The following is a 13,813-nucleotide window of genomic DNA, read 5'->3' as shown; positions in this document are numbered from 1 at the left end:
TGACGAATTCGTCAGGGTCGGCGGCCGGGGCCGGCGGCCAGCCAGGCATCGAACTCGGCGGCGGGGAGCGGCTCGCCGAACAGGTCGCCCTGGGCGGAGTCGCAGCCGAACCGTACGAGGGCCGCATAGGCCTCTTCGTTGTCGACGCCTTCCGCGACCATCCGCAGCCCGAGGCTGTGGGCGAGGGCGATCGCGGAATTGACGAGCGTCGACGAGCGTTCGTCGTGCCCCATCGCCACGATGAACGATTCGTCCAGGCGGAGTTCGTCGATGGCGAGGTCGCGGAGCAGCGCGAGGGAGCTGTAGCCCGTCCCGAAGTCGTCGATGGACATCCGCACGCCCTGACCCCGCAACCGGTTGAGCACCGCGCGCGCCCGGGACTGGTCGGCGAGCAGGAACTCCTCGCCGATCTCGAGGGTGAGCACGAACGGCGGCAACGCGCGATTCGCGATCATGGCGCCGAGGTGTTCGGGGAGTCCGGCGTCGATCAGGGCGGCCGGGGGAAGCCGGATCGCGACGCCGAGGTCCAGTCCCCGGTTCCGCCAGACGACCACCTGATCGAGCGCCTGCACGAGCAGGATTTCCGACAGCGCCCTGACGAGGCCGGCGTCCTCGATGAGATCGATGAAATCGGCGGGCTGCACCAGTCCGCGCACCGGGTGATTCCAGCGGATCCGGGCCTCGGCGGTCGTGACTTCCGATGTGTCGAGATCGATGCGGGGCTGGTAGTGCAGGGTGATCTGGCCTTCGACGAGCGCGTCCCGCAACTCCTGCAGGGTGCGCAGGCGCACCTCGCTGTGCCGGTCGTCGTCGGACTGATAGACGTGGAACCCGCTGCCGGAGGACTTCGCCACGTACATCGCCGTGTCGGCCTTGCGCATCAGGGCGCTCAGATCGCGGCCGTGGCTCGGGTACAGCGCGATGCCGATGCTGACACTCGTCTGCAGGGAAATTCCCTCGAGGGTGAAGGGCACGGCCAGCGCCGCCCGCAACCGATCGGCGAGGGCGGATGCCTCGCCATCCCTGTTCCGTGCGACGAGAATTGCGAACTCATCGCCGCCCAGCCGCGCCAGCAGGTCGAGCGGACCGAGCTCGCGCGCGAGGCGCACGCCCACCTGCACGAGGAGCCGATCGCCGGCGTCGTGACCGAGGCTGTCGTTGACCTCCTTGAACCGGTCGAGGTCGAGGAGGAGGAGCGCACTGCCCTGCTTCCGGTCGGAGGCGAGGCGCGCAGCCACGTCGGAATACATGGCCCGGCGATTCGGCAGCCCGGTCAGGTCATCGGTGCGGGACAGGTGGTTCAGCCCGCGCTCCCGGGAGATCATCGGGAAGACGGCGAGGGCCAGGGTGATGCTGGCGAGACCGATCGCGAGCGCCGAAATGTGGACCTGGGTCGCATAGATCAGGATCCCGAGCCCCGCGGCCGTCGCGATCGCCGGAACGACGAACGCCATCACACCGTTCGGTTCCCGCGCCGACCCGATCACGGGGTACGACGCCCGGTCCACCCAGACGGCGACGAGTACGAGCCCGATCGCCCAACTGGCATCGAGCAGGGTGCCGAGGGCGTAGCCGCCGTCCAGAAGCGCGTAGATCACGTCGGCGCCCGTGACGATCACGAGGCCTGCGATGAGGGCGACCCAGGCGCGCCCGGCGTGCCGGCCGTACAGTGCGGCAACTCCCGCGATGGCCGCGATCAACAGCAGGTCGAGCAACGGGTAGGCGAGGCTGATGACCGTTTCGAGGGAAAACGGTTCGGCGGATGCAGCGACGAGCACCGGGTTGAGCAGGAGGGCCATGAACGCCGCGACGCTGACCGAGCCGACGGCGCTGTTCAGGAAGACCGACCAGGGCACCCTGCGGAGCTGCCGCCGCGCGGTGACGAAAAGGGAGGAGAGGATCAGGCCGTAGAAGGCCAGATAGAACACGTCGGCGACCGAGGGGGAGCCGGGGCCCCCGAAGAATCGGGTGGAGACGGTGAAGCTGATGTCGCCGAGGACGTTGCAGGTGACCGCGGCGGCGGCGAGCGTCACTTCCCGCCGGACGAAGCCGGCCCGGCGGACGGCGGTCCAGCAGACCACGACGGCCGCCACTCCCACGAGCTCGACGACGACGAAGTCGACGAGGACCCGGTAACCGTTGCCCTTGCCGAGGAGCATCACGAGGTAGATTGCGAGCGGGACGCCCATGATCCACAGCGGACGGCTCGACGGCTGCCCGGCGGAGGGTTCCGGGGCTCCGTCCGGCGACTTCAGGGTGCGCGCGCCTCCGCGCAGGATCGTCATGACGCGACCGGCTCCGCGACCGACCGACGGTCCGCGATCCACTGGTCGAAGGCATCCGCCGGGATGGGCCGGGAGATGAAGAACCCCTGGGCCTGGTCGCAGCCGAATGCGGCGAGGGCCTCGTAGGTGGCGGCATTCTCGACGCCCTCCGCGACCATGCGCAGCCCGAGGCCGTGCGCGAGCTCGATCGAGGACTTCACGAGCGCAGCGGCGCGCGGGTCGTCCTTGAGCGGAAAGACGAAGGACTGGTCGAGCTTCAGTTCGTCGATGGGCAGGTCGCGGAGGTACGCGAGCGAGCTGTAGCCGGTGCCGAAGTCGTCGATGGAAATACTGATGCCGTTCGCGCGGAGTCTGGCCAGAATGTCCCTGGCTCGTGCCCGGTCGCTCATCAGGAAGTCCTCGGTGATCTCCAGTTCGAGCACCGAGCCGGGCAGACCACGCTCGGCGAGGAGGTTTTCGATCCGTTCGGGGAGCTCGGCGTCGACGAGGGAACTCGCCGACAGGTTCACGGCGATCGAGAGGGGCAGGTCCCCGGTCCAGGAGGCGGTCCAGACCTTCGCCTGGTCGAGCGCGACGGCGAGTACCCGCTGGGTCAGGGCGTGCATGAGCCCGGCCTCCTCGATGAGCACGAGGAACTGGTCGGGGAAGAGCAGCCCGCGGGTGGGGTGCTGCCAGCGCACGAGGGCTTCGATGCCGGCGACGCTCCCCGATGCGAGGTCGATCTTGGGTTGGTAGTGCACGATGAGCTGGTCGTCCTCGAGGGCGAGCCGCAGCTCGGAGAGGGTGCGCAGACGCAGATCGCCGTGACTGTCGTCGTTGCTGCGGTAGACGTGGTGGCCGCTTCTGGTCGATTTCGCCTTGTACATGGCCATGTCGGCCTTGCGCATCAGCCCGGTCAGGTCGCTGCCCTGGTCCGGGTACAGGGCGATGCCCACACTCACCCCGGTCTGCAGGGCGATGCCCTCGAGGGTGAACGGCACGGCGAGTGCTGCGCGCACCCGGATGGCGAAGTCGACGGCTTCGCCGTGTCCGACGTCGTCGAGCAGGATCGCGAACTCGTCGCCGCCGAGCCGGGCGAGCAGGTCGTCTTCGCGCAGCTGGTCCGACAGGCGGATACCGGCCTGCACGAGCAGACGATCGCCGGCGTTGTGCCCGAGGCTGTCGTTGACCTCCTTGAACCGGTCGAGGTCGAGGAGAAGGAGGGCACGGCGACGCCGGGGTTCCCTCGTGATCCGGGCGGTGACATCGCCGTACAGGGCGCGTCGGTTGGGCAGCCCGGTGAGGTCGTCCGTCCGGGCCTGGCGCCGCAGCACGATCTGCCGGGAGACGAGCGGGAGGGAGGCGAGGGCGAGGGCGGTCGCGGCCAGCGCGATGGCGAAGCCGGTCACGGGCACCTGGCTCGCGAGGATCAGCACCCCGAGGCCCGCGCCCGTCGACACGACCGGCACGGCGACGGCGGCGATGCTGTCCTGGGCGTGGCTGTGCGTTCCGGTCTGGCGCGACGAGGAATCGATCCAGACGGCGACGAGGCCGAGTCCGATCGCCCAGCCCGCGTCGAGGGAGGTGCCGGTGACGTAGGCCTCTCCGATGCGGAGGTAGACGATCTCGGTCGCCGAGAAGATCATCAGCCCGAGAACGAGCAGCATCCAGCGCCTGCGGGGATCTGGCCCCTGGGTCGCGGCAGTGCCGGCAATCACGAGCACGAGCATCGCATTGAACAGCGGGTAGGTCACGACGACGGCGGTCGCGCCGGCCTCGATGGTGGTGTCGGCGGAATAGAGGATCGGGGTGAGGAGTGCCGCAAGAACGGAGCCGGCGCCGAGGATCCCGATCGCACCCTCGAGGAGGACCGGCCAGCCCGGGGCGCGGCGCTGCCGGCGTGCGAGGGTCACGATCGCGGCGACGATCAGGAGATAGAAGAAGAAGTATCCGATGTCGGGGAGGGTCTGGGACTGGTCGGAGTCACCTGGCCGAAAGTAGGCGTAGCTGTCCGCTGCCACCACGAGGGTGATGGCGCTCGCCGAGAACACGATTTCGCGGCGGTCGAAGCCCGCGCGCACGACGGCGGTCCACGCCACGGCGACGAGGCTCAGCTTCGTGATGATCGCGAGCCAGACATCGACGAATGGGCTGAAGTCCGAGCCCTGCGCGACGAGCCCGACCGTATAGGCGGAAAGCAGGATGCACATGAACCAGACAAGCCAATTGCCTGATGAGGCCACGTACCGAGCGAAAGTGCCGAGGTGGCGAGCCAGAGTTGTCATGGTTACCTGTGCCCTCCGCCTGCGTGTGCCCAGCATATCAGCGGGGAGGCCCCCGAAATCCGTCACGGCCACCCGAACGAGGGGCGGTCTGCCGGGCCGCCGCAGTCGCGGGGAGGAGCAGAATGGCAGTGCAGGCATGACCTAAGGCACAGGAGGCGGACCGTGGTGGTTCTGGTGGGGTATTCGAGCAAGTACGGTGCCACGGAGGGGATCGCCGAGCGGATCGCGCGGAAGCTGCGCGAGGCGGGGCGTGACGCCGAGGCGAAACCCGTTTCGGTCGTCGAGACTCCCGACCGGTACACCGCGTTCGTGATCGGCAGCGCCGCATACATGGGCTCCTGGCGGAAGGACGCCGTCGAATTCGTGCGCGGCAACCTCGAGCTGCTCACCTCCCGCCCGCTCTGGTTGTTCAGCAGCGGCCCGCTCGGCACCGCGACCCGCAATGCAGAGGGACGCGAACTGATCCTCGAGGCCGAGCCCAAGCAGTTCGACGAGTTCGTGGCCGCACTCGAACCACAGGGGACCAAGGTGTTCTTCGGAGCGCTGAACCCGGAGGCGCTGCGCCGCCGCGACCGACTGGTGCGGATGATCCCGGCCGGCCGGGAGCTGCTCCCGGAGGGCGACTTCCGTGACTGGGTCGCGATCGACGCCTGGGCTGCGACGATCGCCGCCGAGCTGCCGGCGTCCGCGTAGGGCAGGCTCGGTCGCCCGCCGGCGGCGCTCAGGGTGCGAGGAGCGCCCGGATGTCGTCTGCGGTGAAGTCGTCGCCGGCATCCGCTGCCGCCGCAGCGCCGTCGGGCGCCGAACCGTCGAGGCCGGCGCCGTCGAGCACAGACCCGACGAGCCGCGCCTTGCGTTCCTTGAGCGCCATCACCTTGTCCTCGATGGTGTCCGCGGCGACGAGCCGGTAGACCATGACCGTTCGGGTCTGGCCGATGCGGTGCGTGCGGTCGATCGCCTGCGTCTCCGTCGCCGGGTTCCACCACGGGTCGAGCAGGAACACGTAGTCCGCCTCGGTCAGGTTGAGGCCGAAGCCGCCGGCCTTGAGGCTGATCAGGAACACGGGCGCCGTGCCGCTCTTGAACCGGTCGATCACCTCGGAGCGCTTCAGCGTCGAGCCGTCGAGGTAGCAGTACGGGGTGCCCTGGGCGTCGAGTCGTGCCGCGGCCTTGCCGAGGAACGACGTGAACTGGCTGAACACGAGCGCCCGGTGGCCCTCGGCGACGACGTCGTCGAGCTGGTCGAAGAGGGCGTCGAGCTTGCTCGATGGCACGTCCGCGTAGGTGTCGCCGAGCAGGGACGGATCGAGGCTCAGCATCCGCAGCAGGGTCAGCGATCGGAACACGATGAACCGGTTCGCGTCGAGGTCTTCGATCAGCCCGAAAAGTTTCTGTCGTTCGCGTTGCAGGAAGGTGTCGTAGAGCGCCCGGTGCCGGGGGTTCAGTTCGATCCGCAGCACCTGCTCCTGCTTCTCGGGGAGTTCGCGGGCGACGACGTCCTTGGTACGGCGCAGGATCAGGGGGCGGATGCGGCGGCGCAGCCGGGAGACCAGCGCCGGGTTTCCGGGTCGCTCTCCGTCGTCCGTTGTGTCGGCGGGTCGCAGGCCGTGTTCGTCGCGGTTCTCGATCGGGCGCACGTACTCCTCGCTGAACCTGCGGGCGGACGGGAACAGCCCGGGTGCGACGATCGCGAACAGGGACCAGAGTTCGAGCAGCCGGTTCTCCATCGGCGTCCCGGTGATGGCGAGTTTGAACGGTGTGTCGAGGTCACGGGCGCAGGTGTGCAGCCGGGAGGCGTGGTTCTTCAGGAACTGCGCCTCGTCAAGGATCAGCCCGGCCCAACCCTCGGCGCGGTAGGCCGCGAAGTCGAGACGGAAGAGCGTGTACGAGGTGACGATCACGTCGTGGTGCAGGGCGGCATCCGCCAGTGTGGTGCCGCCGCGGCCGAGGACGGTCGACTGGGTGGTCTCGACGCCGTGCACGCGGAGGCCGGGGGTGAAGCGGGCGGCTTCGGCGATCCAGTTGGAGACGACGGAGGTCGGCGCGACCACGAGGAAGGGGCGGCGCGGTGCTGCCGGCGCGTGTGCCGAACCCGGTGCGGTTTCTGGTCCGGGTGCGGTTCCCGGGTCGGTCTCGCGCGTCGCGTGCTCGATCAGGGCCAGCGCCTGCAGCGTCTTGCCGAGGCCCATGTCGTCGGCGAGGATTCCGCCGAGGCGATGCTTCCAGAGGAAGGCGAGCCAGGCGAAACCGTCGAGCTGGTACGGGCGCAGGGTCGCGGTCACTCCCGCGGGCACCGGCACGGGTTCGAGGAGGCCGTGCCCGTCGTCGTCGTCGACCGCGCGGGTGCGTTCGAGCAGCCCGGACACCGCTGACCGCCAGGCGGCGGCCTGCTCGGTGTGTTCGGCGAGATCCTCGAACTCGGCCCAGAGCTGGGCCTGGTAGCGGCTGATCCGCAGCCCGGTCTCCCACTCGGTGAGGCTGCGGGCCTCGTCGATGAGCGTCCGCAGGCGCTCGAACGCGGGCTGGCGCAGCGAGAGGTAGGTGTTGTCGATCATCAGCAGCTTCGGCTTGCCCTGGGCGAGCGCCTTGAACAGCGGGCCGAACGGCACCGTGCGGCCGTCGATCGTGACGATCACGCCGAGGTCGAACCAGTCCCGTTGGTTCGTCTCGACCGTCGTGATGGTCAGTTCCGGCGTCGCGGTGAGCTCCCGGTAGCCGGGCTCCGCGCCGATCCGGTCGACTCGCAGCCCCCGCAGCTCCTCGAGCCGGGGGAGCTCGTCCGCGGTGAACTCGGCCGCGTCGAGCCCGCGGAGGGTGTCCGGGGCCGAGCCGGGCGCGCTGCCCGGCTGAGGTGCGGAGAAGACACCGTCGCGGCGCTCGGGAAGGTGTTGGGTCCGCAACTCGACCGCCGCGAGGAGCGCGGCCTCCGCGGCCGCGTCCCGGCCGCCGGAGTCGGGGCCGTGGCCGAGCGGGACGCGCGTGACGGCCCGGCCCTCGCGGTATTCCCAGTCCCAGGCGAGGCTCAGCGCCTGCTTCGGGAGGAAGCGCACGGTGAGCACCAGGAGGGGAGCGGCGGCCTCCGGAAAGCTCACCGAGGCATCCGTGCTCGTCACCGGGAGCGCGTGGCGGAGGCTCGGGTAGAAGTCGCCGAGGAACTCGGCCGTCTCGGACGCGGGCACGGCGACGGTGGCGGGCAGCCCGAGCAGGCGGGTCTGCTCCGGGCTGAGCGGGCCGCGGGTGGGGGCGAGGAGGAACGAGAGGGCGAGGGCCGGGGACCTGGGCGAGGATTTCGGCGCGGTCGAGGTCGAGGTCGGCAGCGAGGCCGAGGGCGTCGTCTGCGAGTAGACGTAGACGCCGTGGCTGCCGATCGCGCCGGCCTGGGCGGGCGGCTGCTCAGTGCCGTCGATCGTGAGTGTCGTGGTCAGGCGGAGGCCGGTCGGCCCGCCGGAGGCAGCCGCCCGCGCGGTGGCAGCGGTCGCGGCCGCGGCCTGCGTCACGTCGAGTCCGACCACGGCTTCCGACCCCACCGAGACGGTCACGCCCTTCTTCGTGCCGACGAGCGCTATCCCGAGGCGACGCGCCTCGCCGAGGTGCGCCCAGAGCAGGGAACTCTCGAAATCGTCGAGGTAGAGCCAGTCCGACTCCTGGTTCGTGTACACCCCGCGCACCGCGCGGTTCAACGCCCACAGCTCGCTCAGCCAGCGGGTGTGCTCGGGATTGAGGGCGAGCCGGTTCATGTGGAAGCTCATCTTGTTCCAGGTCACACTGCCGCGCACCCAGTTGCCGCGCGCGTTCAGCACGACGGGGCGCACACCGAGCCTGAGCGTGCCATGGCCGCCGCGCAGGCTCGTCACCGTCTGTGCGGTCGGCCCACGCCAGCGTTCATCGGTGCGGGGGGTCAGCTCGCGGAGTTCGAACTGGAGTCCCATCGCGGTCGGGGTATCGGTTCTCGAGGCGGTCCCTGCGTTCCCCGGTGTCCCGGTGGGCGGTCCAGCGGGGGGCTCTGCACGCATCCGCCAGCCCGGCGCCGGTGCAGGGGGCCCGGTCTGCGACATTCCCCCATGCTCTCACGCTCCCGCGGCTCAGGGCAGCGGCTGCACCCCGGCCGCATCGAGGATCCACGCGTTGTCGAAGGCGATCTCCCGCCAGCGGGCGTAGCGACCGGACACCCCGCCGTGGCCGGCGGACATCTCGGTCTTGAGCAGGACATCCGCCCCGACCTCGCGCAGGTGGGCGACCCACTTCGCCGGTTCGACGTAGAGCACGCGGGTGTCGTTGAGGCTCGTGACCGCGAGGATGCGCGGGTAGTGCGTGTCCCGCACGTTCTCGACGGGTGAGTACGACTTGATGTACGCGTACACCGCTGCGTCGTGCAGCGGGTCGCCCCATTCGTCCCACTCGATGACGGTGAGCGGCAGCGAGGGGTCGAGGATCGAGGTGAGCGGGTCCACGAACGGCACGCCGGCGAGGATGCCGGAGAACAGCTCGGGGGCGAGGTTCGCGACGGTGCCCATCAGCAGGCCGCCGGCACTGCGGCCCTCCGCGACGAGCCGGTCCGGCGAGGAGAAGCCCGCATCGATCAGGTGCCGGGCACAGTCGATGAAGTCGGTGAAGCTGTTGCGCTTCTCCAGCTCCTTGCCGTGCTCGTACCAGAGCCGGCCGAGCTCGCCGCCGCCGCGCACGTGCGCGATCGCGTAGACCAGTCCACGGTCGAGCAGGCTGAGCCGCGACACGCTGAACGTCGGGTCGATGCTGATCTCGTAGGACCCGTACCCGTAGAGGAGCGTGGGCGCGGGCTCTCCGGGGGTGACCAGGTCGCTCCGGTAGACGAGCGAGATCGGCACGCGGGTGCCGTCCGCCGCGGTCGCCCACTCGCGGCGCTGCTCGTACCCGGCCGGGTCGTACCCGCCGAGCACGGTCTGCTGCTTGAGCAGGCGGCGCTCGCCGGTTCCGACGACGAGGTCGTACACGGCCGACGGGGTGACGAAGCTCGTGTAGCCGAACCGGATCGTCGGCTGCTCCCACTCGGGGTTCGCCCCCGTGCCCGCGGTGTAGAGCGGTTCGTCGAAGGCGAGCTCGGTGAAGGTGAGCGGGCCGGCGGCTCCGGCCATCGAAGCGGATGCCTCCGGCGCAGCCCCGAGGGACGCGATCGCCACCTGCGTCAACCCGTCGCGCCGGTACTCGGCGATGACGAAGTCGCGGAACGCGTCGACACCCTCGAGCCGGACGGACTCGTCGTGCGGAAGCAGGACCCGCTGCGGGCCGTGCGGGTCTCCCGCGGCGACGTCGACGAGTTCGAAGTTGACGGCCTGGTCGTTGTGCACGATGAGGAGCCGGTCCTCCCCGGCGAGAACGGCGTGCTCCACGTCGTACTCGACTCCGTCCCTACGGGCCCAGACGACCGCGAAGTCGCCGGTGGGATCGCTCGTGTCGAGCAGCCGGGTCTCGGTGGTCACGCTCGAGCCTGCCTCGATCAGGAGGTACTTGCGGCTCCTGGTGAGCCCGATGCCCACCCAGAACCGGTCGTCGGGTTCGTGGAAGACCTGGGCGTCGTTCGCGGCGTCGGTGCCGATCTCGTGCCGCCAGACCGTGTCGGGGCGCCAGGCCTCGTCGACGGTCGTGTAGAAGAGAAAACGGCCACTCGGTTCGAACAGCGCATCCTCGCCGGTGTCGGTGATCTCGTCCGCGAGGTTCTGACCCGTCGTGAGGTCGCGCACCCGGATCGTGTAGCGCTCGTCGCCCTCGGTGTCGACGGCGTACAGCAGGCGGGTGGCGTCGGCGCTCACGTCGAAGCTGCCGAGGGCGTAGAACTCGTGGCCGGCCGCCTCGGCGTTGTCGTCGAGCAGGACCTCCTCGCCGGGCAGGCCTGCCGGCAGGGCGACGGATGCCGGGGTGCCGTCGTCATCGACGCCGGCCGTTCCAGCGCCGTCGGCTTCGGGGTCCAGGATCGGCGGCGCCCAGTCGTCCGGGCCCGAGATCGGCGCCCGGCAGTGGATGCCGTACTCCTGGCCCTCGACCGTGCGGGTGTAATACCACCACCGGCCCTCCCGCACGGGCACGCTGAGGTCGGTCTCGCGGGTGCGGGCCTTGATCTCGTCGAAGAGCTGTTCCCTGAGCGGTGCGAGCCCCGCGGTGCGGGCATCCGTGTAGACGTTCTCGGCCTCGAGATGGGCGAGGACCTCCGGGCTCTCCTTGTCGCGCAGCCATTCGTAGTCGTCGATCACGAGGTCGTCGTGGTGCAGTCGTTCGACGGGCTTCTTCGCGGCGAGGGGAGGTCCGAGGGGAGCAGTTGTCATGGTGTTCAGCGTAGTGAGGCTTCCGACGAGGGAGAATTGGGGGAGTACCGAAGCCGGCTATCGCGGCTTCACGGAAGGAAACAGCATGGAGCAGGGCCTCACCACCGCCGCGAGCACGACAGAGAACCGCACGGGCAGCAGCACGGATGGCGCCGCCGGGCACGTTCTCCTCGGCCGGGTTTTCGACGCCGTCCTTTTCGACATGGACGGCACCCTCGTCGACTCGACGCGGGCGGTGAACCGGGCGTGGATGCGCTGGGGTGCCGAAGCGGGCCTCGGCCCGTCGTTCACCGGTGCCGAGCACGGGGTGCCCGCCCGGCAGATGGTGGCCCGCCTGGTCCCCGAGGACAAGATCGAGTGGTCGATCGCCCGGGTGCTCGAACTCGAACTCGACGACCTCGAGGGCATCGAGATCCTGCCGGGCGCCGCGGAACTGATGCAGAGCATTCCCGAGAGCCGCCGCGCCATTGTGACCTCGTGCGCCCGGTCCTTGTGCCTCGGCCGGCTCGACTCCGCCGGCTTCCCTGTGCCCGCCACGGTCGTGACGATCGACGACACCCCGCGCGGCAAGCCGTTCCCTGAGCCGTTCCTCAAGGCGGCAGAGCTGCTCGGCGCCGACCCGCGCCGCTGCGTCGTGGTCGAAGACGCCCCCGCCGGCCTCGAAGCCGGTCGTGCGGCCGGATGCCTGACGATCGGTGTCGCCGGAACGCACACCATGGACCAGCTCGACGCCGACCTCGTCGTGCCGAGCCTCGACCGCCTGCGGATCAGCGTCCGCGACACCGGCATCGTCTTCGAGCTCCTCCCCGAGTAGCCCCCAGCCGGACGGGCGGGGGGAGCGGCGCTCCGTGCGCGCTCAGCGCGAGAGCGGGCGGGGATCGCCGGCGCACCGGGCGATGGATGCCTTCGCCGCGGCCACGATGTGCCCCGGAGTGATCCCGCGCAAGCGCATCACTTCGGGCCCGCTTCCCGATTCCCCGAACGACTCGATGGACACGACATCACCACGAGATCCCGTCCAGCGCCACCAGGCATCCCCGCGACCGGCCTCGACGGCGATCCTGGCCGTCACCACCGGCGGCAGGACGGAGTCGATGTACGTCTGACCGGCATCCGCGAACCATTCGACACACGGCATCGAGACCACCCGGGCCTGGATGCCGTCCCGGGCGAGGATCCCGGCTGCCTCGATGGACAGGGCCACCTCGCTACCGGTGGCGATCAGGGCCAGGTCCAGTCCGTTGCCCTGCTGCCAGACGACATAGCCGCCGTTGGCCACTCGGGCTTCACGGTCGGGGACGTGCTCCAGAACGGGCACGTCCTGGCGCGACAGGATCAGCGCCGTCGGTCCCTCTGGCCGCTCGATGAGGCGGCGCCATGCCGCGACCGCCTCCGTGGCGTCTGCCGGGCGTACGACGGAAAGCCCCGGCACTGTCCGCAGGGACGCGATCTGCTCGACCGGCTGGTGCGTCGGGCCGTCCTCGCCGACAGCGACTGAGTCGTGTGTGAAGACATAGACGACGGGAAGGTTCATCAGGGCGGCGAGCCGAATGGCGGGCCGGAGGTAGTCGCTGAACACGAGGTAGGTCGAGCCGAACGGACGCCAGGGTCCGTGGATGGCGATACCGTTCAGGATCGCCGCCATGGCGTGTTCGCGGATGCCGAATCGGATGAATTCACCGCCCGGGTTATCGCGGGTCACCGCGTCTCCGGCGACGGCGACGTTCGTCGATCCGGCGAGATCGGCTGAGCCGCCCCAGAGTGGCCAGGCCGCGGAGAGCGCCTGAACGGCCCGACCATTGGCCTTACGGGTCGCGACGGGTGTTCCGGGTTCAGGGAGACCACCGGCCACGTCGTCGAGCACGGCACGAGCCCTGGCGCTGTCGGTACCCGCGTATGCCGCAAGCCGAGCGCCCGCGGATTCCGGGTTCCGCGCGGCCCACAGGTCATAGTCCCTCGACCACTCAGCCTCGAGACCTGCACCCCTGGCGATCGCCCTGCGGCAGAAGGCGAGGGCTTCCGGCGTCACCAGGTCGGCGAGAGCGGCGTCGGGAGCAAAGCCCAGCGTTTCCTTGATCTTCGCGAGTTCGTCTTCGCCGAACCCGCCGGCGTGAGCTGCAGACTTCCCGCCGAAGGCCAGGGAGGGGGCCCCGATGACGCTCGACACGGCGACCAGGGTCGGTCGTCCGCCGGCTGCCGAACGGTCGCTCGCGACACGGAGCACGCCCTCGATCGCGTCGAGATCGGTGGCATCGGGGATGTCCAGCACCCGCCAGCCGTATGCGCGGTACCGGGCACGCACGTCCTCGGCGAAGGCCTCGCTGGTCGGCCCGTCGATCGTGATCCCGTTGTCGTCCCACAGTAATACGAGGTTGTCGAGGCCGAGTGTCCCCGCGAGACTCGACGCCTCCGCCGACACCCCTTCCTGCAGGCATCCGTCTCCTGCGAGTACCCAGATCGTGTGATCGAAGACGGTGGTACCCGCGCCGTAGACGGCCGTCTCGCGACGTGCGGCGAGCGCCATGCCGACGGCGGATGCGACGCCCTGGCCGAGCGGGCCCGTGCTCATCTCGACGCCGACCGTGACACCTCGCTCCGGGTGGCCGGGGGTGACCGAGCCGAGCCTCCGGCTCGAGGCGAGGTCGTTGAGGGTGAGGCCGTACCCGGTGAGGAAGAGCTGGGTGTAGAGCAGGAGGCTGGCATGACCGGCGCTGAGCACGAACCGGTCACGGCCCGCCCACATCGGCGTGGCTGGGCTGTGACGCATCACACGGGAGAACAACACGTGGGAGAGTGGCGCGAGCGCCATCGCCGTTCCAGCATGCCCATGTCCTTTGGACTGTACGACATGGGCGGGAATGGCGATGGCCGCGGCCACGGCCCTGGCTTCGGCAGGATCAGGTGCAACGACATCGGTGCGGGTGGGAAGATAGCTGACTGTGGTCATGCAGCTCACATTGGTATATAAG

General features: G+C 69.8%; 7 protein-coding genes. 2 read left to right on the top strand and 5 right to left on the bottom strand.

Annotation, left to right across the window (positions count from 1 at the left end):
- Window positions 1-11 precede the first annotated feature (11 nt).
- Together E3O44_RS04610 and E3O44_RS04605 are read right to left on the bottom strand one after the other, a co-directional pair.
- Window positions 12-2,285 carry a putative bifunctional diguanylate cyclase/phosphodiesterase gene (locus E3O44_RS04610; RefSeq protein WP_134532871.1) on the bottom strand — a complete coding sequence of 758 codons (2,274 nt, stop codon included), beginning with the start codon at window positions 2,283-2,285 and terminating at the stop codon, window positions 12-14.
- Window positions 2,282-4,474, bottom strand: a complete 2,193-nt coding sequence (locus tag E3O44_RS04605; RefSeq protein WP_166792534.1) for a putative bifunctional diguanylate cyclase/phosphodiesterase — start codon at window positions 4,472-4,474, stop codon at window positions 2,282-2,284. Before E3O44_RS04605 ends, E3O44_RS04610 begins: the two co-directional genes overlap by 4 nt.
- A 237-nt stretch (window positions 4,475-4,711) precedes the next feature.
- On the opposite strand from E3O44_RS04605, the gene E3O44_RS04600 reads away from it, so the two are divergent.
- Entirely contained in the window at window positions 4,712-5,242 is a 531-nt protein-coding gene (locus tag E3O44_RS04600; protein ID WP_134532868.1) for a flavodoxin domain-containing protein, read from the top strand.
- Window positions 5,243-5,270: 28 nt separating this feature from the next.
- On the opposite strand, the gene E3O44_RS04595 is transcribed toward E3O44_RS04600, so the two are convergent.
- Window positions 5,271-8,477: a DEAD/DEAH box helicase gene (locus E3O44_RS04595; RefSeq protein WP_166792533.1), complete on the bottom strand. Its 3,207-nt coding sequence runs from the start codon at window positions 8,475-8,477 to the stop codon at window positions 5,271-5,273.
- A gap of 153 nt (window positions 8,478-8,630) precedes the next feature.
- Window positions 8,631-10,844 (bottom strand): S9 family peptidase, encoded by a 2,214-nt coding sequence (locus tag E3O44_RS04590; protein ID WP_134532864.1) that lies wholly within the window; start codon window positions 10,842-10,844, stop codon window positions 8,631-8,633.
- Here E3O44_RS04590 and E3O44_RS04585 point away from each other — a divergent pair.
- A complete protein-coding gene (locus tag E3O44_RS04585) occupies window positions 10,843-11,658 on the top strand; it encodes an HAD-IA family hydrolase (RefSeq protein ID WP_241976024.1) in 816 nt (271 codons plus the stop codon). The genes E3O44_RS04590 and E3O44_RS04585 overlap by 2 nt on opposite strands.
- Before the next feature lie 42 nt (window positions 11,659-11,700).
- On the opposite strand, the gene E3O44_RS04580 is transcribed toward E3O44_RS04585, so the two are convergent.
- Window positions 11,701-13,791 (bottom strand): transketolase family protein, encoded by a 2,091-nt coding sequence (locus E3O44_RS04580; protein ID WP_134532862.1) that lies wholly within the window; start codon window positions 13,789-13,791, stop codon window positions 11,701-11,703.
- Between the last annotated feature and the right edge of the window lie 22 nt (window positions 13,792-13,813).

Origin of the sequence: Cryobacterium algoricola, assembly GCF_004402485.1 — a bacterium.
Lineage (GTDB): Bacteria > Actinomycetota > Actinomycetes > Actinomycetales > Microbacteriaceae > Cryobacterium > Cryobacterium algoricola.
Note: the sequence above shows the minus strand (reverse complement) of the source record. Positions and strands in the feature narration are given on the sequence as shown.